The 20,060-nt window shown below is 65.7% G+C and carries 27 protein-coding genes and 1 tRNA gene; 21 read left to right on the top strand and 7 right to left on the bottom strand.

What is annotated here, in order from left to right:
- The first annotated feature begins 128 nt into the window (after positions 1–128).
- The 4 genes from FBT96_RS20565 to FBT96_RS03810 all read left to right on the top strand — a co-directional run bounded on the left by FBT96_RS20565 (position 129) and on the right by FBT96_RS03810 (position 1,852).
- Positions 129–275 carry a hypothetical protein gene (locus FBT96_RS20565; RefSeq protein WP_169583165.1) on the top strand — a complete coding sequence of 49 codons (147 nt, stop codon included), beginning with the start codon at positions 129–131 and terminating at the stop codon, positions 273–275.
- A gap of 137 nt (positions 276–412) precedes the next feature.
- On the top strand, positions 413–1,126 hold the full coding sequence (locus FBT96_RS03820; RefSeq protein ID WP_136905026.1) for a hypothetical protein: 714 nt from the start codon (positions 413–415) through the stop codon (positions 1,124–1,126).
- Entirely contained in the window at positions 1,126–1,401 is a 276-nt protein-coding gene (locus FBT96_RS03815; protein WP_136905025.1) for a hypothetical protein, read from the top strand. Before FBT96_RS03820 ends, FBT96_RS03815 begins: the two co-directional genes overlap by 1 nt.
- A 1-nt stretch (position 1,402) precedes the next feature.
- Positions 1,403–1,852 (top strand): hypothetical protein, encoded by a 450-nt coding sequence (locus FBT96_RS03810; protein ID WP_136905024.1) that lies wholly within the window; start codon positions 1,403–1,405, stop codon positions 1,850–1,852.
- Between the two features lie 119 nt (positions 1,853–1,971).
- Here the strand turns inward: FBT96_RS03810 and FBT96_RS03805 are convergent, their stop codons facing one another.
- Entirely contained in the window at positions 1,972–2,211 is a 240-nt protein-coding gene (locus FBT96_RS03805; RefSeq protein WP_136905023.1) for a helix-turn-helix domain-containing protein, read from the bottom strand.
- Positions 2,212–2,416: 205 nt separating this feature from the next.
- On the opposite strand from FBT96_RS03805, the gene FBT96_RS03800 reads away from it, so the two are divergent.
- A complete protein-coding gene (locus FBT96_RS03800; RefSeq protein ID WP_136905022.1) occupies positions 2,417–3,583 on the top strand; it encodes a DNA cytosine methyltransferase in 1,167 nt (388 codons plus the stop codon).
- Between the two features lie 44 nt (positions 3,584–3,627).
- On the opposite strand, the gene FBT96_RS03795 is transcribed toward FBT96_RS03800, so the two are convergent.
- The 3 genes from FBT96_RS03795 to FBT96_RS03785 all read right to left on the bottom strand — a co-directional run bounded on the left by FBT96_RS03795 (position 3,628) and on the right by FBT96_RS03785 (position 4,660).
- Positions 3,628–3,996, bottom strand: coding sequence for a hypothetical protein (locus FBT96_RS03795; RefSeq protein ID WP_136905021.1), 369 nt, complete (start codon positions 3,994–3,996; stop codon positions 3,628–3,630).
- A 17-nt stretch (positions 3,997–4,013) separates the two neighbouring features.
- On the bottom strand, positions 4,014–4,379 hold the full coding sequence (locus tag FBT96_RS03790) for a hypothetical protein (protein ID WP_136905020.1): 366 nt from the start codon (positions 4,377–4,379) through the stop codon (positions 4,014–4,016).
- Between the two features lie 206 nt (positions 4,380–4,585).
- Positions 4,586–4,660, bottom strand: a tRNA-Thr gene (locus FBT96_RS03785).
- Positions 4,661–4,782: 122 nt separating this feature from the next.
- Between FBT96_RS03785 and FBT96_RS20560 the strand changes: the two genes are divergently transcribed.
- The 7 genes from FBT96_RS20560 to FBT96_RS03755 all read left to right on the top strand — a co-directional run bounded on the left by FBT96_RS20560 (position 4,783) and on the right by FBT96_RS03755 (position 9,605).
- Positions 4,783–4,947: a hypothetical protein gene (locus FBT96_RS20560; RefSeq protein ID WP_162838689.1), complete on the top strand. Its 165-nt coding sequence runs from the start codon at positions 4,783–4,785 to the stop codon at positions 4,945–4,947.
- Positions 4,948–4,951: 4 nt separating this feature from the next.
- A complete protein-coding gene (murA, locus tag FBT96_RS03780; protein ID WP_136905019.1) occupies positions 4,952–6,220 on the top strand; it encodes a UDP-N-acetylglucosamine 1-carboxyvinyltransferase in 1,269 nt (422 codons plus the stop codon).
- Positions 6,217–6,696: a DUF2948 family protein gene (locus tag FBT96_RS03775; RefSeq protein WP_136905018.1), complete on the top strand. Its 480-nt coding sequence runs from the start codon at positions 6,217–6,219 to the stop codon at positions 6,694–6,696. Before murA ends, FBT96_RS03775 begins: the two co-directional genes overlap by 4 nt.
- 13 nt (positions 6,697–6,709) lie before the next feature.
- The gene (locus FBT96_RS03770) at positions 6,710–7,186 is read left to right on the top strand and encodes a GNAT family N-acetyltransferase (RefSeq protein WP_136905017.1); all 477 of its coding nucleotides are present in this window, start codon (positions 6,710–6,712) and stop codon (positions 7,184–7,186) included.
- A 174-nt stretch (positions 7,187–7,360) separates the two neighbouring features.
- A complete protein-coding gene (gene hisD, locus FBT96_RS03765) occupies positions 7,361–8,677 on the top strand; it encodes a histidinol dehydrogenase (protein WP_136905016.1) in 1,317 nt (438 codons plus the stop codon).
- Positions 8,674–9,153: a UPF0262 family protein gene (locus tag FBT96_RS03760; RefSeq protein WP_136905015.1), complete on the top strand. Its 480-nt coding sequence runs from the start codon at positions 8,674–8,676 to the stop codon at positions 9,151–9,153. Before hisD ends, FBT96_RS03760 begins: the two co-directional genes overlap by 4 nt.
- Positions 9,153–9,605 (top strand): arsenate-mycothiol transferase ArsC, encoded by a 453-nt coding sequence (locus FBT96_RS03755; RefSeq protein WP_136905014.1) that lies wholly within the window; start codon positions 9,153–9,155, stop codon positions 9,603–9,605. Before FBT96_RS03760 ends, FBT96_RS03755 begins: the two co-directional genes overlap by 1 nt.
- On the opposite strand, the gene FBT96_RS03750 is transcribed toward FBT96_RS03755, so the two are convergent.
- Positions 9,590–9,982 (bottom strand): winged helix-turn-helix transcriptional regulator, encoded by a 393-nt coding sequence (locus FBT96_RS03750; RefSeq protein WP_136905013.1) that lies wholly within the window; start codon positions 9,980–9,982, stop codon positions 9,590–9,592. The genes FBT96_RS03755 and FBT96_RS03750 overlap by 16 nt on opposite strands.
- An 87-nt stretch (positions 9,983–10,069) precedes the next feature.
- On the opposite strand from FBT96_RS03750, the gene FBT96_RS03745 reads away from it, so the two are divergent.
- From FBT96_RS03745 to FBT96_RS03705, 9 genes are all read left to right on the top strand, one after another.
- Positions 10,070–10,903, top strand: a complete 834-nt coding sequence (locus tag FBT96_RS03745) for an NAD(P)H-binding protein (RefSeq protein ID WP_136905012.1) — start codon at positions 10,070–10,072, stop codon at positions 10,901–10,903.
- A 311-nt stretch (positions 10,904–11,214) separates the two neighbouring features.
- A complete protein-coding gene (locus FBT96_RS03740) occupies positions 11,215–11,622 on the top strand; it encodes a ketosteroid isomerase-related protein (RefSeq protein WP_169583163.1) in 408 nt (135 codons plus the stop codon).
- Positions 11,622–12,203: a GNAT family N-acetyltransferase gene (locus tag FBT96_RS03735; protein ID WP_136905010.1), complete on the top strand. Its 582-nt coding sequence runs from the start codon at positions 11,622–11,624 to the stop codon at positions 12,201–12,203. Before FBT96_RS03740 ends, FBT96_RS03735 begins: the two co-directional genes overlap by 1 nt.
- Positions 12,200–13,102: a carbon-nitrogen hydrolase family protein gene (locus tag FBT96_RS03730; RefSeq protein ID WP_136905009.1), complete on the top strand. Its 903-nt coding sequence runs from the start codon at positions 12,200–12,202 to the stop codon at positions 13,100–13,102. The genes FBT96_RS03735 and FBT96_RS03730 overlap by 4 nt, the downstream gene beginning before the upstream one ends.
- An 83-nt stretch (positions 13,103–13,185) precedes the next feature.
- Complete coding sequence (gene infA, locus FBT96_RS03725; RefSeq protein WP_055212580.1) at positions 13,186–13,404, top strand: translation initiation factor IF-1; 219 nt, start codon at positions 13,186–13,188, stop codon at positions 13,402–13,404.
- Positions 13,401–13,976 (top strand): Maf family protein, encoded by a 576-nt coding sequence (locus tag FBT96_RS03720; RefSeq protein WP_136905008.1) that lies wholly within the window; start codon positions 13,401–13,403, stop codon positions 13,974–13,976. Before infA ends, FBT96_RS03720 begins: the two co-directional genes overlap by 4 nt.
- Positions 13,973–15,013, top strand: coding sequence for a ribonuclease E/G (locus FBT96_RS03715; RefSeq protein WP_136905007.1), 1,041 nt, complete (start codon positions 13,973–13,975; stop codon positions 15,011–15,013). The genes FBT96_RS03720 and FBT96_RS03715 overlap by 4 nt, the downstream gene beginning before the upstream one ends.
- Entirely contained in the window at positions 15,010–15,183 is a 174-nt protein-coding gene (locus FBT96_RS03710; protein WP_136905006.1) for a DNA gyrase inhibitor YacG, read from the top strand. The genes FBT96_RS03715 and FBT96_RS03710 overlap by 4 nt, the downstream gene beginning before the upstream one ends.
- 93 nt (positions 15,184–15,276) lie before the next feature.
- Complete coding sequence (locus FBT96_RS03705; protein ID WP_136905005.1) at positions 15,277–15,987, top strand: response regulator; 711 nt, start codon at positions 15,277–15,279, stop codon at positions 15,985–15,987.
- Here the strand turns inward: FBT96_RS03705 and FBT96_RS03700 are convergent.
- Positions 15,954–18,632, bottom strand: coding sequence for an ATP-binding protein (locus FBT96_RS03700; protein ID WP_136905004.1), 2,679 nt, complete (start codon positions 18,630–18,632; stop codon positions 15,954–15,956). The two genes, FBT96_RS03705 and FBT96_RS03700, sit on opposite strands and share 34 nt — an antisense overlap.
- A complete protein-coding gene (locus tag FBT96_RS03695) occupies positions 18,629–20,044 on the bottom strand; it encodes an ABC transporter substrate-binding protein (RefSeq protein ID WP_136905003.1) in 1,416 nt (471 codons plus the stop codon). The genes FBT96_RS03700 and FBT96_RS03695 overlap by 4 nt, the downstream gene beginning before the upstream one ends.
- Positions 20,045–20,060: the final 16 nt, after the last annotated feature.

The following is a 20,060-nucleotide window of genomic DNA, read 5'->3' as shown; positions in this document are numbered from 1 at the left end:
TGCACCGGGCGTCCTCCAAACGCACGCCACCTTCTGTCAACGTATAAGTTCGGTGTCTCTCCCGAACGCCTCGCCAACACGGGCCTCGAAACGCGAGGTGGTATAATGTAACCGTGGAGGTCCGAGCAATGCTCAGTGTCTCATTCGATCTGGCCGTGTTGGCGGCGATGCTGTTCGGCATCGTGCTTCCAGCGAACCTTAAAGAGGTTGACAGTCTCAACAGTCCAACCACCCGGCCAATTCCGGGCGGCAAAGACGATCTGGTGATTGCCTAACCAAACGTCAAGAGGGGGATACACCTTTTGTTCTCGCTCTGAACAACAAGGGATAACGCTCTGCCGCCCCATGCCGCCGGGCTATTCTTGGGCATCCGGGCGGGCAATGGTGCCAGCCCTCGGCACAGGAGCCCGACATGGCGGAACCCGTCCTTGACCTTACTCCCCCGATCCCTTTCGGCAATACTCCGGCGCTTGCGACCGCCGAAGTGATCTCGCTTGCCGAAGTTGCCGCCAAGCGTGCAGCAAAGTTCGCCGCGATGATCGATAACTTGGAAGCCGGACCTGCCGCCCGTGCTGCCGAAGTGGGTCGCAGCCTGTCGGGTGTGGGGATGCCCCGGCGCGATGTAGAGGCCGCTGTCGCCAAGGCCGAAGTGGCCGCGCGCACCGAGGTCCAGAACAACAGTTCCGATGCCCGCTGGCAGTCGATCAAGGAATTGGTCGCATCGGCTGAAAGTCTCGCTACCACGGCGCAGCTTTGGGCCAGCCCTGTTGTCGTCCTTACCCGGGCTGGACTTGGTTCTGATGAACGCACGAATTTCATCCGTCAGCTTGAAGGGGCCGGGCCTGTCGAGTTGACCAATATGGCCGTCCATGCCGCCGCAACGGGCAACCGGGTCTTGGGCGCGGCGCTGGTCAGCATCATCGACCGTATGCCGCGCAAGGACCGCCCTTTCAGCGCCGCTGACCTTGCCGACAAGCTGGTCGGCGCTGAAACTAAAGCAGTCCAGGACGCCATCGCCCGCAATGCAGCGCAGCGTGCCATCGTCCGCAACCGCGAGTTTGAACAGCGGCGCGTCAACCCCATCGACCGGGTCAAGATGGCCCTGAACCAGAAGGACACTAATTGATGCCGCTGTATCGCATTTCCCGCCCCGCGAATGCCGCCCTTGCTGAAACCCTTGGCACGTCCTCGGGCATCCGGGGGGCGCTGGTAAGCGCCGCCAACCCCGCCGCCGCCATTGTCGCTGCCAACGCACTTGCGACGGCGCGCGGCTATAACGATGTGTTCTCGCCCTCGGGCTGGGTTGTGACCGATGTGGCTACCACCCCCGGCGGTTTGCACACGGATACGCTCGTGGACGGCGACTTTTCTTCGGTTCGCGGCATCTGGCCGGGGAGGTGAAATGACCGGACAAGAATTGATTGACGGATACGACATTCTGTTCAGCCCCGATCTGCGCTTGGCGCACGAAGCTGTGCTGACCTATGCGGCAGAGATGGAGCCCGATGGCTGGCCGTCTATCCCGACCCTTTGGCGCTTCGCTCGCTGTTACGGCGTGGCTGTAGGCGAGCTTGCAGCCCTATGTGGCATCCTGACCTATCGGATGGGGCGGCGCACTGTCTTTTGCGACAGCACACGTGATCCGGCATTGGTCTACCGAGCCACGCCCTCCAAATTCAGCCGCCGCACCATCGTCGCCTATGGCTTCTATGTGACCGCTGCTGCTGCTCCTGCAAATCAACAACTTTCGCTGATGGCCGCTTTCTTAATGTCTTCACTGAATATCCTACGTTGCCGTCAATTATATCGAAGATTTCCTTTCTACGCGAGTGGTCAAAAGTTGCATTCTTGACAATACGAATTAGCGTTTCGGCGTCCTTACCGTCAAGATCTGTCGAGTATGGGATTGTGAAGAATGCCTTCAAAAGGCGTTCCAATTCAAGAACTTCGGAGGGCGATAAATAATTGTCACTATTCTTGATGAACATAAATAGTCTCCAGCAGGCTTTGAGGTGGAACGTTGAGCGCGTTGGAGATTCTGCAAATGTTCGACAGCGAGACGTTTTTTTCGCCCCGTTCAACTTGGCCTATGTAGCTACGGTCCAGCCCTGCTTCATCAGCGAGCGCTTCCTGTGAAAGACTGCGCTCCTTTCGAAGTTGTCGAACGCGGCTTCCAAATGCAGCCAGTATGGGGTCCTTGCTCGAAGTCACTGTTCCTCCGCATCATCAAACAGCGTGCCTCAAAGGTGCCGATGGGTCCACGGACTATGAATGCCATTTTGGACTTGCTCAGCGTTGATGTTCAGGTTAGGTTGCGATGGTGAGCCGTAGCGGATCGCTGTGCGAGGTTTGAAATTGGCTAAAAAATACAAGATCATTGGCCTCTTCTGCGGGTGCGGCGGCTTGAGCCGAGTCTTTGAGCCGAGCCTTTGAGGCAACTGGGCGTTTCACGACTGAATTTGGTGTGGAGCTTTTAGCGCACCCCTCAAGGGCCTTCGTGGCTAATCTGCGAAATTCAGAGGGCCAACCACCGCGAGTGTTCACGGGCGACATTAGGAAGCTAACGGATAACAGGACCACCCTGTCCCAAGAGCTTCGTGCCGCAGGTTTAACCAATTTGGACGATATAGACGTTATCGCTGGTGGTCCGCCATGCAACGGATTTAGCAGAAATGGTGTCAGAAAGTATGTTGACTCGGAGAAGGGCGTCCGTTTCTATGACGATCCTAGAAATCATCTGTATAAAGACTTCTTGGATGTTTGCGAGTTTATCAAGCCGAAAGTTGTATTGGTCGAGAATGTTCGGGAGTTTTTGAACTATGATAGCGGAAAGTTTTCTCAAGACCTAATCTCCACTTTTGAGGAATGGGGTTATGATGTAGCATTTCAGAAATTGTGCGCGGCTGATTTTGGCGTGCCTCAAATGCGGCATCGCGTTTTCTTTCTGGCCGTGCGGAAAGATGTTTGTGATGTAGTTGGGCGTGGGCCAAGTTTCCCTAAGGCAGAGTTTTTTCCCGCTGCGGGTGACCTGTTCGGAAATTCACGCCGATATAGAACAGTTCGCGATGCGATTGGAGACCTACCTGAACCTTCAACGGTTCGTGGGTTGAGTCCCCTCCAATACATAACCATGTCCGATTTAAGTGACTACGCCTTTTCAATGCGGTCCGCGAGCGGGTCAGTTACAAATCATGTTGCGCGCGTTCTTAGCGGTAAGCAAGTTGAGCGAATTAATGCGGTTGGCACTGGTAGAATGAGGGAAATTGATTCTAGGCTACAGACAAACAAATTCTATGGAAGTGCTTACGGTCGGTTGGACTGGGACGAGCCCTCTCTGACTATCACAACATGGGTTTACCATGTGGGCTCGGGACGTTTCGCGCACCCTGTTGCAGATAGGGGTTTGACAATGCGCGAAGCGGCGCGTCTCCAGAGCTTTGATGACTCCTTTGTTTTTCCCCCTCTGGTCAATCCCGTTTCTCAGATGATTGGAAATGCCGTTCCGCCTCTTCTTGCGAAGTCAATCGCGCAAGAGGTCTATTCAATACTTGACTTGCATTCAGAGAAACGTATCGCAGCATAAGAGTTGTGCCTCGCCTTTGTAGATTGGCGCGGCACTATGTTTCTTCAATTCTTGGATGGGAGCGGTATTTGAACCGGCCATTCAGCCCAGCAACGGCGCAATCCGCCGCCTTCGGCGTGGCGGTGGAAGAAATAGTAGATGCGGTTGCGCAGACGATGCTGGAACCAAGCCTCCCATGTGTCGAACCGCTTGCCCCTCGGGGCGTCGCGGTTGTAGTGCAGGTGGGCGTCGGGGATCAGCGGCTTGAGGGTGGCGATCACGTTTTCGGCGGTGACGCCAAGATCGGTCAGACTGCACCTTTCTTCGACATAGTCGTGCAGCGACCAACCCCGAAACGCAGCTTCCTGAATCAGCCAGCGGGCGACCGTCTCGATGGTCGTCTTGCCGTCGCCGTGCTTGAAGTATGTGGGCATGTGTTTTTTCCCTTTCCTCAGAACGGCGCATCGTTGTCCAAGGTGGAGAGAGGCGGGAACCGCTCCTCCTCAAAATCCTCGGGGTCGAGCACGATGTAGTCGCGCTGGTCGTGGTTCTGGTCGTTTGGCAGGTCGTCAAGCGCGGCAAGACGGTCGAAGCCGGTGGTCAAGTTGATTGCGCGGATGAACCGCCCACCGTCCTGTTCCCCCAGCCAAGCCAGCGCCCCCTTGTTGAAGGCCACGCCGCCGCCCGACAGGCGACCGCGCCCCAGCAGGCAGATGTTTCCCAAGGCATCGGCAAAGGCCGAATGCGGGCTACCCACCACGTTCTTCTTGATGCGCTTCGCCGACTTTGCGTCGAAGCAGTTGATCTTGTCTTCCATGGTCTACTCCTCTCAGACAGGCACAGCACCTGTCGTGAGCGGAGTCTTCTGTGATGGGGGTTCTTCTAGCGATTGCGCTAATCGCGGCCTGAATCCGCGCCAATTCGCGCAACACAAAATGCGGCAAAACTGGGCTTGGGGTAACTTGGGGTAACGGGGTCGACTGCCGCCCGACCTGCCGAACTACCTGTTTTTCTGAAGATTTATGGTGCTGCAAGAGAGGATTGAACTCTCGACCTCTCCCTTACCAAGGGAGTGCTCTACCACTGAGCTACTGCAGCATCCGACGCTTTCGCGCTGGTCTTCGTTGACCGTGGCGGGGATTTAGACGACTCGGGCGGGGTGCGCAAGCCAAATATTCACCCTCTCTCGACACATTTCATCGGCCTCGCTAAAAGGGCGCATGACAAAGGACACCCCCAGCCGGAAAACCGCCTCTGACGCCACGCGCGACGCGCGTCTGGCCGCCGCCCTGCGCGCCAATCTGACGCGGCGCAAGGCGCAGGCGCGGGCGCGGTCCGCCGAGGAAAACAACAACGAGACGGCCGAAACCGGCCCGGAGGAGTGAGCGAGTGGACAGTATCCTTGTGCGCGGCAACGGGCCGCTTTCCGGGCAGATCCCGATTGCGGGCGCCAAGAATGCCTGTCTGGCGCTGATGCCCGCCACCCTGCTGTCCGAAGAACCGCTGACGCTGACCAATGCGCCGCGGCTTTCCGACATCCGCACGATGACGCAGCTGCTGGCCAGCCTCGGCGCCGAGGTCACCGCGCTGCAAGACGGCAAGGTGCTGGCCACCTCGTGCCACGGCGAGATCAACCCGGTCGCCGATTATGACATCGTGCGGAAGATGCGGGCCTCGAATCTGGTGCTGGGCCCGCTTCTGGCGCGGCTTGGCCATGCGGTCGTGTCGCTGCCGGGCGGCTGTGCGATCGGGGCGCGGCCGATGGACATTCACATCGATGCGCTGACCGCCTTGGGGGCCGAGATCGAGCTGAAGGAAGGCTATCTGCACGCCAATGCGCGCGGCGGGCTGAAGGGCGCAGTGCATGAGATGCGCTTTGCCTCGGTCGGCGCGACCGAGAATTTCCTGATGGCGGCGGTGCTGGCCAAGGGCACCTCGGTGCTGAAAAACGCCGCGCGGGAGCCCGAAATCGTTGATCTGGCGCGCTGCCTGCGGGCGATGGGGGCGCAAATCGAGGGCGAGGGGACGGCGACGATCACCATTCAGGGCGTCGATCGGCTGCACGGGGCGACGCATCCCGTCGTCACCGACCGGATCGAGCTGGGCACCTACATGCTGGCGCCCGCGATCTGCGGCGGCGAGGTGGAATGCCTGGGCGGCCGGATCGAGCTGGTCGCAAGCTTCTGCGAGAAACTGGATGCGGCGGGGATCTCGGTCGAGGAAACCGCGCGCGGCCTCAAGGTCAAACGCAAGAACGGCCGCATCCGCGCCGTCGATGTGGTGACCGAGCCTTTCCCCGGCTTTCCGACCGACCTGCAGGCGCAGATGATGGCTTTGCTTTGCACGGCCGAGGGAACCTCCGTGCTGGAAGAGCGGATTTTCGAGAATCGCTTCATGCATGCGCCCGAACTGGCGCGGATGGGAGCGCGGATCGAGGTGCATGGCGGTGTTGCAAAAGTGCATGGCGTCGACCGTCTGAAAGGCGCGCGGGTCATGGCAACTGATTTGCGGGCCTCGGTTTCCTTGATTCTGGCCGGTCTGGCCGCCGAAGGCGAGACGGTGGTCAGCCGAGTTTACCACCTTGATCGCGGCTACGAACGGGTAGAAGAAAAGCTGCGCGCCGTCGGGGCGCATATCGAACGGGTGAAGGGCGAATGAGCCGGGATGCACGGTTTGACGACGGGGCCGAAGGGCCGCTGACCCTGCGCGCCGAAAGCGCGGTGGATCTGGGCGTGCTGGCGGCGCTGGTGCAGGATGCCGTCCTGCCGGTGACTGAAATCCGCTACGAGCCGAAGGCCCGGCGGCTCTCGATGCTGCTCAACCGCTTCCGCTGGGAGGACAAGGCGGCGGCCGAGGCCGAGCGTCGCCCCTACGAGCGGGTGCAATCGCTTCTGGTGCTCTCCGACGTGACCCAGGTCGCCTCGCAGGGGTTTGACCGCAAGGACCCGGATCTGGTGCTCTCGGCGCTCGACATCACCTTCGAGCCGGGGGCCGAGGGGGCAGGGCGCGTGGTGATCACCCTTGCGGGGGATGGGGCGATTGCCGCCGGGGTCGAATGCCTGTCCGTCGATCTGCGGGATGTGACGCGGCCCTATCGGGCCGTTTCGGGCCAGGCGCCGACCCACCCGGAATAGAAGGTCGAAGATCATGATCCGTCCTGCCCGATCCGAGGAACTGCCCGTCCTGTCGGCGGTGATCGGCGCGTCGATCACCGCTTTGTGCCGCGCCGATCACCGGGACGACCCCGAGCGCATCCGGCCCTGGGTCGCCTCGAACAGCCCGAAGGCGCTCGCCTCGATCCTGCACGACCCCGAGCAGCGGCTGTTCGTCGCGGAACCCGAGGGCATCGTCGCCGTGGGCGCGATCGACTGGCGCCATCAGCCCGACGGGGAGGGCCGGATCCGGCTGCTCTTTGCCGCGCCGGAGGCGCAGGGCAAGGGCTGCGGCCGCGCCCTGCTGGCGGCGCTGGAAGAGGAATTGCGCGCCCATGGCCGCGTCGAGGCGCGGCTGACCGCGACCAACACCGCGCTTGGCTTTTATCGCCGTCAGGGCTGGCAGATGGATGACCGCGGCGGCGGTGGCGGCTGGCTGCTTGGCCATCCCCTGCACAAGCGCCTGATCTGAAACGCCGCGCCCGGCCCGCAAGGCAGAGGCGTATTTGCGCCAAGAAGAAACGGTATGGGTTTCTTCTTGGCCGAAATACGCCCTTTCGCGACGGATGCCGCAGGGCGCGGCCGCGCGCGAAGCTTGCCCCGCGTCCCGCTTCGCTCTATCCCCTTGGTCAAGAAGGAGCCTCCGATGCCGCATTTCCTGACCACCGATGCCGATGATTTCGAGACCCGTTTCACCGCCCTTCTGGGGATGAAGCGCGAGGACAGCCCCGATGTCGATGCGACGGTGGCGGCGATCATCGCCGAGGTGCGTGCGCGCGGCGATGCGGCGGTGATCGACTACACGTCGAAATTCGACCGGCTCGATCTGACACCCGAGACGCTCGCCTTTTCGAAGGCCGAGATTGCGGCGGAAATCGCCAAGGTGCCCGCGGCCGAGCGCGCGGCGCTCGAACTCGCGGCCGAGCGTATCCGGGCCTATCACGCCCGGCAGATGCCGGTGATGGAAGAACGCTGGACCGAGGCCACCGGGGCGGAGCTGGGCTGGCGCTGGTCGCCCGTCTCGGCCGCCGGGCTTTATGTGCCGGGGGGGCTCGCCTCCTATCCCTCGTCCGTCTTGATGAATGCGATCCCGGCCAAGGTGGCGGGGGTGGAGCGGCTTGTTGTCGTCTGCCCGACGCCCGGGGGCGTGGTCAATCCGCTGGTGCTTCTGGCCGCCGAGATCGCCGGGGTGGACACGGTCTACCGCATCGGCGGCGCGCAGGCGGTGGCGGCTTTGGCCTATGGCACGGCGACGATCGCGCCGGTCGACAAGATCACCGGGCCGGGCAATGCCTTCGTGGCGGCGGCGAAGCGGCGGGTCTTTGGCCGCGTCGGCATCGACATGATCGCCGGGCCTTCGGAAATTCTGGTGATCGCGGACGAGACGGCGAACCCCGACTGGGTGGCGCTGGATCTGCTGAGCCAGGCCGAACACGACCAATCGGCGCAGGCGCTGATCCTGACCCCCGATGCCGGTTTTGCCAAAGCCGTGACGGCGGCGGTGGAAAAGCGGCTTGAGACGCTGGAGCGGCGCGACATTGCCGGGGCCAGCTGGCGCGATTTCGGCGCGGTGATCGTCACCCGCGATCTGGCCGAGGCGGCGATGCTCTCGAACCGGGTTGCCCCCGAACACCTTGAGCTGTGCGTCGCCGACCCCGAGGCGCTCGCAGGTCAGATCACCCATGCGGGCGCGATTTTCCTCGGCCAATGGACGCCCGAGGCGATCGGCGATTACGTTGGCGGGCCGAACCATGTTCTGCCCACGGCGCGCTCGGCGCGGTTTTCCTCGGGGCTTTCGGTGATGGATTTCCTCAAGCGCACGACGCTGGCGAAAATGACGCCCGAGGCCTTGCGTGCGATCGGCCCGGCGGCGGAAACGCTCGCCATTTCGGAAAGCCTGCAGGCGCATGGGTTGTCCGTCCGCGCGCGTCTTGATGCATTGAACGAAAAGGCGACAGAATGAGCCGCATCACCCGCCTTGAGATCGACGATTCGGGCCTGCCCGCGCCGACGCCCGAGATCGAGCAGGAACGCCGCGTCGCGGTTTTCGACCTGCTCGAGGACAACAGCTGGGTGATCCCCGGCCGCGAGGGCGGCGCCGCGCCCGAGGGGCCCTTTGCGCTGACGTTGTCGGTGCGCGACGGGCGGCTCGTGTTCGACACCTGTCTGGAAACCGGCGCCAAGGTGGCCGAGTTCCATCTGTCCTTCGGCCCGTTCCGGCAGGTGGTGAAGGATTATTTCCAGATCTGCGAAAGCTATTTCGAGGCGGTGAAGAAACTGCCGCCCAGCCAGATCGAGGCGGTGGACATGGCCCGGCGCGGCATCCACAACGAGGGCGCGCGGGTGCTGCAGGAACGTCTGACCGGCAAGGCCGAGATCGACATCGACACCGCCCGGCGGCTCTTCACCCTTGTTTGCGTGCTGACCCCGGTGAGCTGATGGGCAAGCTTCCCAACGCCGTCCTGTTCTGCTGCGACCATAACGCGACGCGCTCGCCGATGGCCGAAGGGATGATGAAGCAGTTCTACGGCCGCGAGGTCTATGTGCAGTCGGTGGGGGTCAAGGCCGATCTGGACACCGATGGCTTCGCGATTGCTGTCTGTGCGGAAATCGGCGTCGACCTGGAACGGCATCAGGCCAGAAGTTTCCATGAACTCAAGGAGATGGGCGACGATCTGGGGGCCTTTGATCTGGTCATCGCGCTCTCCCCCGCGTCTTACCATCAGGCGCTCGATCTGACGCGCTTCTACCATATCGAGGTCGTGCACTGGGCGATCATGGACCCGACCGGGCTGGGCGAGGGGCGCGAGGCGCGGCTGCATTACTACCGCCAGACCCGCGACCAGATCCGCGATCATATCCTTGAACGCTTCGGTCAGCCCAAGGCCTGAGCCGGTGCCGCCCGCTCTGCCAGCAGCTCCGGCAGATGCGTCTCGATCCAGTCGGTCAGCGCAAAGACCCGCGTCGCGATTTCCCAACCCGCGGGGGTCAGGCGGTAATCGACGCGCGGCGGCACTTCGCCGTGATCGTGCCGCGCCACCAGACCGTCGGCCTCCAGCACCTGCAGCGTCTGCGCCAGCATCCGTTCGGAAATCCCGCCGATCTTGCGGCGCAGCTGCGCGAATCGCAGCGTCTCGCGGCCAAGCGCGATCATCACAAGCCCGCCCCAGCGCGAGGTGACATGCTGCAGGATCTGCCGCGACGGGCAGTCGGGGGCCAGAACATCGCCACGCGGCAGCTCTGCAAGGACGGCGGGGGGGCTGTGCATCTTTTCCGGATACTTACAGAAATGTGGGTACTTACGTTTTGATAGCACCTGTGGCCAGATCGGGCAAGTCAACGAATGGAGTTTGCCATGACCATCGCCGTCTCTGCCGCCACCGGCCAACTGGGGACGCTTGTCCTTGCCGCGCTGAAAGCCCGGGGGGCCGATCCCGTAGCCCTTGCCCGCACGCCCTCGCGCATCGTGGGATACGAGGCCCGGGCCTTCGACTACACCGCCCCCGATGCGGCGGCGCTGGCCGGGGTTTCGGTGCTGATCCTGATTTCCAGCAATGATTTCAACGACCGCGCCGGGCAGCACGCCCGCGCCATTGCCGCCGCGAAGGCCGCGGGCGTGGGGCGGATCGTCTATACGTCGCTGCTCAAGGGTGACGCCTCGCCGATGACTCTGCTGGCCGCTGATCACATCGCGACGGAAGCCGCGCTGAAGGCCTCGGGCGTGGCTTATTCGATCCTGCGCAACGGCTGGTACACGGAAAACCTGACCGGCAATCTGGGCGCGGCGCTGGCGCATGGGGCGCTGATCGGGGCGGCGGGCGAGGGCAAGTTCTCGACCGCGCCGCGGGCCGATTACGCCGAAGCGGCGGCGGTGGTGGCGCTGGAGCCGGGCCATGAGGGGCAGGTCTACGAGCTGGCGGGCGACACGGCCTTCACCATGGCGGAACTGGCGGCCGAGGTTTCGGCGCAGGTGGGCAAGCCGGTGGCCTATGTGAACATGACGCAGGCGGACTATGCCAAGGCGCTGGAGGGCTTCGGCCTGCCTGCCGCCTTTGCGGCGACGCTGGCCGAATCCGATGCGGTGACGGGCACGGCCGGGGCGCTTTACGACGACAGCCACACGCTCTCGCGGCTGATCGGGCGGCCGACGGTGCCGGTGGCGGAAACCGTGCGCGCGGCGCTGGCGTGAGCGGCCTTGGCCAAGGCCATCGCCTTGGCCCTGCGCGACAGAAGCCCCGTGACCCCCGAGGGCCCAGAGGCCCTCGGGCAGCGCCCGCCCCGCCCATGGCGGGCGCTTCTCGCCCGCCGGGCCGGGCGCTGCCCTCTGTCTTGCGGGTTGAAACGGTCATGCCGCAACCGGGCGCTGCGGGCGGGGAAACGCGGGTCGCGTTTCCTGTTCCGCCCGAACCCCATGCCGCTTTTGCCCCATGCCCTGCCGGTTCCAAGGTTTGACCAATGCCCCGGCCCATGCCACAGATGGGGCCTCAGAAGGAGGATCCGATGCCCCGCGCCGCCGCCCTTGCCGTGATTTCCGCCTATTACGACGCCTTCAACCGGGGCGATACCTCGGCGATGGAGGCGCTTCTGACTGACGATTTCGAACATCACGTCAACGAGGGCCAGATCCGCCGCGGCGTCGAAAAGTTCCGCGATTTCAATGCCCACATGTCCCGCTGCTATCGCGAAAAGCTGACCGACATCGTGGTGATGGCGACTGACGCGGGCAGCCGCGCGGCGGCGGAATTTGTCGTCCACGGCACCTATGTCGCCACCGACACGGGCCTGCCCGAAGCGCGCGGCCAAAGCTACATCCTGCCCGCGGGCAGCTTCTTCACCCTGCGCGGCGACCGGATCCAGCGCGTCACCACCTATTACAACCTCGCCGACTGGATCCGTCAGGTCCGCTGATGCAGACCCGGGTTCTGACCGGCGCCGCGCTGGATGCCGCGCTCGACGATGTCGCGGCGCTGCGCATCGCGGTCTTTCGCGACTGGCCCTATCTGTATGACGGCGCGCTCGATTACGAACGCCGCTATCTGGAGAGCTACCGCAGCTCTTCGGGCGCCGTCGTCGTCGGCGCCTTTGACGGGCCGCGGCTGGTCGGCGCCGCCACCGGCACGCCGCTCGAAGACCATGCGGAAGATTTCGCCGCCCCCTTCGCCGCGACCGGCCTGCCGCTCGAGACGGTCTTTTACTGCGCCGAGTCGGTGCTTTTGCCCGACTATCGCGGGCAGGGCCTTGGCCACGCCTTCTTCGACGCGCGCGAGACCCATGCAAGGGCGCTGGGCCGCCGCTTCAGCGCCTTTTGCGCGGTGATCCGTCCCAAGGATCATCCCCTGAAACCAGACACTTACCGCCCGCTTGACGGGTTTTGGCAAAAGCGCGGCTATGCGCCCCTGCCCGGCGTGATCGCGCATTTCCGCTGGACGGATCTTGGCGCCGCGGGCGAGACTGTGAAACCGCTGCAATTCTGGGGGAAGCCGCTGTGAGACATGTCACCATCGCCGCGGCGGCCTATCCGCTCGACTGGGCCGGGGACTGGGCCGCCTATGCGGCGAAGACCCGCGCCTGGGTGCAGATGGCGGCGTTGAAAAAGGCCGATCTGCTGGTCTTTCCCGAATATGCGGCGATGGAGCTGGCCAGCCTTGGCGGCGCCGAGGTTGCCGCCGATCTGAGCCGCGCCGTGGCCGAGGTGCTGCACCACCGCGCCGCGATGGAGCGTCATTTCGAGGGTCTCGCGATCGAATTCGGGCTTTACATCCTTGCCCCCTCGGGCCCGGCGCAGGACGGCTACGATCTGCGCAACCGCGCCGTGCTGTTCGGGCCGTCGGGGCGGATCGGCCATCAGGACAAGGCGATCATGACCCGCTTCGAGCGCGAGGACTGGACCATCGGCCCGGGCCGGGGACTCACCCTCTTTGATACAGGCATCGGCAAGATCGGCATCGTGATCTGCTATGACAGCGAATTTCCGCTTTTGTCGCGGGCCTTGTGCGAGGCGGGGGCAGAGATCCTGCTGGCGCCCAGCTGCACCGATGCCGCCGCGGGCTACAACCGGGTGCGGATCGGGGCGCAGGCGCGGGCGCTTGAAAACCAGTGCGTGACCGTGCAGGCACCGGTCGTGGGCCTTGCGCCCTGGTGCCCCGCGGTCGATGAAAATCACGGCGCCGCAGGGATCTACGGGCCGCCCGACGCGGGCTGGCCGGACGATGGCGTGCTGGCGATCGGGGGCTATGACGAACCCGGCTGGGTCGTCGCCACGGTCGATCTGGACCGTGTGACACACAGTCGCCGCGACGGCTCGGTGCTGCTCTTTCAGCACTGGTCGGAGCAGCCCTTGCAGGCGGTGCAGATCCGCACCGTGGCCGAATCCCCTCGCAAATCTTGACATTGCCCTTGAATTCTGCCTTTAGCGGGCGCAAAGAAAGCGCGCCCGCCGCATCCGTGCGGGTATCCCCCAATGGAGTGACCATGGCCAAGGAAGAAATGCTCGAATTCCCCGGCGTCGTGAAGGAACTCCTGCCGAACGCGACGTTCAAGGTCGAGCTGGAAAACGGCCATGAGATCATCGCGCATATGGCAGGCAAGATGCGGAAGAACCGCATCCGTGTTCTGGCAGGCGACCGGGTGCAGGTGGAAATGAACACCTATGACCTGACCAAGGGTCGCATCAACTACCGCTTCAAGTGAAGCTCATCCTCGGATCGGCCAGCCCGCGGCGACGCGAGCTTCTGGGTCAGCTGGGTCTGACCCCGGCCGAGGTGCGTATCCCCGACATCGACGAAACCCCGGAGCGCGGCGAGGACGCCCGCGCCTATGTCGCGCGCATGGCCCGCGAAAAGGCGGCGGTGCTCGAGTGTGCGGGCGATGAGGTGATCCTGACCGCGGACACCACCGTCACCTGCGGGCGCCGGATCCTGGGCAAGCCCGCCGATGAAAAGGAAGCGGCCGAGTTTCTGTGGCTGCTCTCGGGCCGTCGCCACCATGTGCTGACCGCCGTTGCCGTGCGGACAAGTGCCGGGCTGCGCGAACGGCTGGTGGATACGGTGGTGAAATTCCGCCCGCTCTCGAACACCGAAGTGAACGGCTATCTTGCCAGCGGTGAATGGCAGGGCAAGGCGGGCGGCTACGCGATTCAAGGCCTGGCCGGGGCCTTCATTCCCTGGATTCAGGGGTCGTTCACCGGCGTCGTCGGCCTGCCGCTGGCCGAGACCGCCGTGCTGTTGCGCGCGGCGGGCCTTGCCATGGGAGAGGGCGCATGAAGGGTCGGATCGTGGTTCTGGGCGCGGTCGGCGGGCTTGAAGCCGCCGCGCTGATGGTCGATGGGCAGCTCGAAGACCTGCTTGTCGATGTCTCGGACGCGATGGCGCTGGCACCCGGCGCGATCTGCCGCGCGAAGATCGAACGCCCGATGAAAGGGCAGGGCGGTCTGTTCGTGGCGCTTCCGGGGGCCGAAAAGGGCTTTTTGAAAGACGCCAAGGGGCTTTCGCCGGGGCAATCGGTTCTGGTGCAGGTCTCGGGCGGGGCGGAACCCGGCAAGGCCTTGCCGGTGACGCTGCGGCTCTTGTTCAAGGGCCGTTACGGCATCGTCACGCCCGGCGCGCCGGGGCTGAATGTTTCGCGCCGCATCCGCGAGGAAGACACGCGCGAAGGTCTGCAGGCGCTTGCGGCCGTGGTGATGGAGGGCTCCGAGATGGGCCTGATCCTGCGCTCGGCCTGCGAGGGCGCCGAGGAGGGCGAGATCGTCGAGGATCTGGCCGGTCTGCGCGAGCTGGCCGAGGCGGTTCTGGCCGATGTCGAGGGCGCGCCGGAATTGCTGGTCGATGCCCCCGCCCCGCACGATGAAGCCTGGCGCGAATGGGCCGATCCCGCCCCCGACGAGGTGGTGGAGGGTTTTGAAGATCACGGCGTTCTGGAAGCGATCGACGCGGTGCTGAGCCCCCGCGTGGCGCTGCCGGGCGGCGGTCACATGATGATCGAGCCGACGCGCGCGCTGGTCGCCGTTGACGTGAACACCGGCGCCGACACCTCGCCCGCCGCGGCGTTGAAAGCCAATATCGCCGCCGCCCGCGATCTGCCGCGGCAGCTGCGGCTGCGGGGTCTGGGCGGTCAGGTCGTGGTCGATTTCGCGCCGATGCCGAAGAAAGACCGTCTGGTGCTGGAACAGCAGCTGCGCGCGGCTTTCAAGACCGAGGCGGCGGAAACCAGCCTGGCGGGCTGGACGCCGCTTGGGCTTTACGAACTGGTGCGCAAGCGCGACCGGGCGGCGCTGGCAGTCCTGCTTGCGGGGCGGACATGAGCTGCCCGATCTGCGGCAAGGAGACGGCGGCGAAATACCGCCCCTTCTGCTCGAAGCGCTGCGCCGATCTTGATCTGGCGCGCTGGCTGAATGGCAGCTACGTCATTCCGGGCGATCTTGCCGAGGAAGACGAAAGCCCGGCCGAAGACCCCGTCGGCCCGCACTCCTGACCGCCCCAACCCTGACCGCCCGCGTTCCTGACCGCCTGCAGGCTGGCGGGCGGGGCGATCCCCTTTTATGGTGAGGCCGGGGAGGCCTGCGGCATGGTGAGGATTCTGATCGTCGATGACGACCCGGATGTGCGCGAGCTTGTGCGCTACGAGCTGGAATCGCGCGACTGGGAGGTGACCGAAGCGGCCACCGCCGCCGAGGTGGCGCCCGCGCTGGCGGCGGCGGCGCCCGATCTGATCTTGCTCGACCTGCGCCTGCCCGATCAGGACGGGCTGACGCTGGCCGCCCGGTTGCGGGCCGGGTCTGCCGTTCCGATCATCATGCTGACCGGGCTTGGCGGCGATGTCGACCGGATCGTCGGCCTTGAAATGGGCGCCGATGATTACGTGGTGAAACCCTTCAATCCGCGCGAATTGGTGGCGCGGATCAAGGCGGTGCTGCGCCGGTCGGGCGCCGCCGCGGTGCCGGTCGAGCTGACTGAACATGACCGGCGCAGCTTCGCGGGCTGGGTGATCGACCTGACGGCGCGGGTGCTGGAAACCCCCGCGGGGCAGGCGGTCGCGCTGACCAATGCGGAATTCCTGTTGCTCGAGGCCTTTGTCCGCGCGCCGCGCTGCGTGCTCAGCCGCGATCAGCTCCTCGAACGCACCCGCGCCGATGGCGGCGAGGTGTTTGACCGCACCATCGACGTGCTGATCTTGCGGCTGCGGCGCAAGATCGAGCCCAACCCGCGCGCGCCGCAGCTGATCCGCACCGAACGCGGCGCGGGCTATGTGCTCGATGCCGAGGTGCGGCGGCTCTGATCTTCCAGCGTCAGGCGGATCGCGGCGGCCAGAACCTCCTCGGGGACGGGTTTGCGCAGCAGGTTCGGCAGATCCGCCCCCGCCTTGCCCGGCGCGCCCGAGGTGAAGAGCACCGGCAGACCCGGGCGCAGCGCCTGCGCCTTGTCGGCCAGCGTCCGCCCGTCCAGCCCGGGCATCGCCAGATCGGTGTAAAGCAGGTCGATTTCGGGGATTTCCTGCAGCATTTCCAAGGCGGTCAGCCCGTCGGGCGCGGTGACGACGGCATGGCCCAGACGGCGCAGCTGATCGGCGGTGATCTCGAGCAGGTCGGCATCGTCATCGACGGCCAGAATGCAGGCCTCGGCCGTGTCCAGCCCTTCGGGGCGCGCGGGGGCCTCGGGCGCGGTGCTCTCGGGCAGGCGCAGGCTGACGCGGGTGCCCGCCCCCGGGGCGCTGTCGATCGCCACCGTGCCGCCCGATTGGCGCACGAAACCATAGACCATGGACAGCCCCAACCCGCTGCCCTTGCCGACGGGTTTCGTGGTGAAGAAGGGCTCGAAGACCTGATCCAGAAGGTCGGGCGGGATGCCCGTGCCGGTGTCGGAAACGGCCAGCTCGACAAAGCCATCCGCGGCGCGGCGGGTGGTGACGGTGATCTCTCCGGCCCCCTCCATCGCGTCGCGGGCATTCACCGCCAGGTTCATCAGCGCGTTTTCCAGCTGTCCCGGATCGACCCGCACCCGCGGCAGATCCGCGGCGAGATCCGGGCGGATCCGCACCCCCGACCCAAGGCTTGACTGCAAGAGATCGAGCATGCCGTGCACGAGGCCGTTCAGATCGACATTTTCGGGCGCAAGGCGCTGGCGGCGCGAAAAGGTCAGCAGCCGGTTGATCAGCCCGGCGGCGCGGTTGGCGGCGGAAAGCCCACGCTCGGCCCGCGCCTTCAGCGCCGGGCTGGCGGTCAGTTCCCGCGCCAGGATGTTCAGATTGCCGATGATCACCGCCAGGATGTTGTTGAAATCATGCGCGATCCCCCCCGTCAGCTGGCCCACCGTCTCCAGCTTTTGCGCATGAAGCAGCTGGCTTTGCGTCGCCCGGCTTTCGGTCACATCCATGTGGATCGTCGCAAAGCCGCCCATCGGGATCGGGTTCGAGCGCAGCTCCAGCACCCGCCCCGAGGGAAAGCGCATCTCGATCCGCGTCGGCCCGGCCAGCCGCCGCGGCACCAGATCGTCCAGATCGACCGGCGTGCCGTCGGGCAGGCTGGCCTGCACCCCGCGCGCCGTCAGCATCCGGTTGATCTCGGTGATCGAGGGGGCGGTGGCGACCTCCTTTGCGGTGAAATCATGCAGCGCCAGATATTGCGGGTTGCAGGCCACCAGCCGCCGGTCGCTGTCGACAACCGAAAACCCGTCCTTCATCGTCTCGAAGGTGGCCAGAAGCAGGCTTGAGCGTTCCGCCAGTTCGCGGTCAAGCTTTTCCACCTGCGCCGAGTTTTCGCGAAAGACGGTGAAGGCACGGGCGAGATCGCCGATCTCGTCGGCGCGGTTGGCGCCGGGCACGGTGGCGTCGCGCGCGCCCGCGGCAAGGCGCACCATCGCCGCCGTCACCTCGCGCAGATTGCGCGACAGCGGCCCGATCACCAGACCATAGGACAGCCCCCCGGCGATCAGGATCACCGCAAGGCCGATCGCCGCGAATTGCGCCGTGCGTTCAAGGATCGTGCGGCGCAGGCTTTCGGTCACCTCGGCGGTGGTGGTGCTTGCGGCCAGCACCCGGCCATCGACCGCGGCCTTCAGATCCGCGGCCCGCGCCGCCGCACCGCGCAGATCGGCCTCGGCCTGGGCGCGGGCGGACATGTCCCTTGCCTGCAGATCGAAGATCCCGCCCGGGTCGGCCTGCGCGCGAAAGGCCGAGAGCGCGCGGGCGAAATCGGCGCGCAAGCCCGCGGGCAGCGCCGCCCCGGTGGCGTCAAGCTGCGCCAGCGTGCGTCGATAGGCGGCGCGGCCAGCCTCCAGCGTCGGCGCGTCACGGGCGTCGCCCGCCAGCAGCAGATCCGACATCGCCCGGTCAGTCAGCCGTTCCGCCGCCAGAAGCGGCGCCTGCGACCGCACGGCGGTGCGGTAGATGTCCGGGTCGGGCAGGGTGGCGCCCGCGGTGATCGCCTCGACCGCAAGGATCGAGGGCCCCAGCAGCTGGCGCAGAAAATCCTGTTCGGCCAGCATCTTCGCCCGCTCCGCCGCGCGCAGGGTCGCAAGGCCGCGCAGCCGGTCCAGATCGGCGGAGAGCGCGCGCAGCCGTGCCGCCAGATCGGCCGAAAGCGTGGCGATCTGATCCGAGCCCGGCAGGGGCGCCGCCGCCCGCAGCACCCGGGCCTGTTCGGCAAAGGCGGCCAGATCGGCATCGATGGCGCGCTGCGCCTCGCTCAGCGCTTCGGCGGTGCTGGCGGCCATCAGGCTGGCGCCGCGGCTTTGCAGCCGGTCGCCGATCCGCGCCAGCCGCAAAGCCGCCGCCATCGCGGGGACATCGCGGCCGGTCACCGTTTCCGCCGCCTCGCCGATCTGATCCAGCGCCCGGATCGCGGCAACCCCCGCCAGCGCCATCGCCAGCGTCGACAGCGCGACGATCAGCAAAAGCCGTCCCTGAATGCCGCGCCACAGGCTCATGGCGCGGCCTCCAGCCCCATCGCCTCGCGGTAGTGGCGGCGCTGGCTGGCGCGGCCAAGCCGGTCGGTGATCCGGTCCCAGTCGGTGGCCGCCGCCGCAAGCGCCGCTTCGGGGGTGATCTCGCCCGAAAGCACCCGGCCCAGCTTGGCATCCAGCGCGGCCATGTAGGCGGGATATCCCGGCAGGCGCAAATCCGGCGCGGTCTGCGGCGCCGCAAGGCTTTCGCGCAGCACCGACAGATAATCCCGGGCCGCCTGCGGCCCCATCAGCCGCGCCCAGCCCGCGGTGTCGTCCAGCTGCGCGAGCCGGTAGGGGTTGAACCCCGAAGCGCCCGACATGACATCCTGCGCCGCCCGCGCCGGATCGGCGAGGAAAGCGATGTAATCCCAGGCGGCGTTCGGATCGGCGGCGCCGCGCGGCACGACGGCGATCCAGCCGCCAAAGGCGAGGAACGGCACCGGGCGCGGCGCCGCCAGCCGGTCCCAGCGCTTCGCGACCGGGTTCCAGACCTGATCGGCGCCGGGCAGAGCAAAGAACCCGACCCGGTCGCGGATTTTCGAACTCACCGGATCGGTCGCCACCGTGCCGATGTCGGACCAGTCCAGCGCCATCGCCGCCCGGCCCGCGGCAAATTCCGTCCGCACCGCGTGACTGGGCAGCGGCGCCCCGGGCGCGGTGGCCAGCGCCGCCAGATAATCGTGCAGCGCCCGGATCCAGGCCGGGTTGTCGATCTCGGGCGCCATCGTCTCGGGGTCGAAGAAGAAATGCCCCGGATGGTCGGGATGGGCGGTATAGGCGGCGGCATGCGAGAACAGCGACCAGAGCCGCTGGCCGTTCTCGGCCGAGGCTTCGAGCGTGCCCGAAATGCCGCGGGCGTGGAAAAAGGCGGCGATGCGGGCGTAGTCGTCCCAGCTGCGCGGCGGCTCCAGCGCCTGGCCGGTCTGCGCCTGATAGGCCGCCCGCGTTGCCGGATCCTCGAACAGATCGCGCCGATACGCGCCCATGTGCAGATCGCCATCCAGCGTCACCGCCAGCCACTGGCCCCGCCAGCGCATCTGCCGGTCGCGATAGGCGGGGTGGATGCCCTGCACCAGCGGGCTTTCCACCAGGCCGCGCGGCACCGGCATGAGGTAAGGCGCGACATCGGGCAGCCAGTCGGCGGGCAGGATCAGCACATCGGCGGGCGCACGGCCGGTGACGAACCCCATCATCACCGCGCCGTAAAGCGCATCGAAGGGGCGGGGCGTCACCTGCACCGCGACGCCGGTTTCGCGTGCAAACTCCGCCCCATGCGCGATGGCCGGCCCCGCGATCGGGCCGCCGTCGCGGGTCAGCACCTCGAGCGCCTCGGCCCGGCCAAGGCTCAGCGCCAAGATGACAATTGTTACAAGCCGGGCCGTCACGGGCGACATACTCCATTCATCTGCG

It is taken from the genome of Rhodobacter capsulatus (assembly GCF_005144475.1).
GTDB classification, from domain to species: domain Bacteria; phylum Pseudomonadota; class Alphaproteobacteria; order Rhodobacterales; family Rhodobacteraceae; genus Rhodobacter; species Rhodobacter capsulatus_C.
The sequence above is the reverse complement of the archived record's forward strand: the minus strand, read 5'-3'. Positions and strand labels throughout refer to the sequence as shown.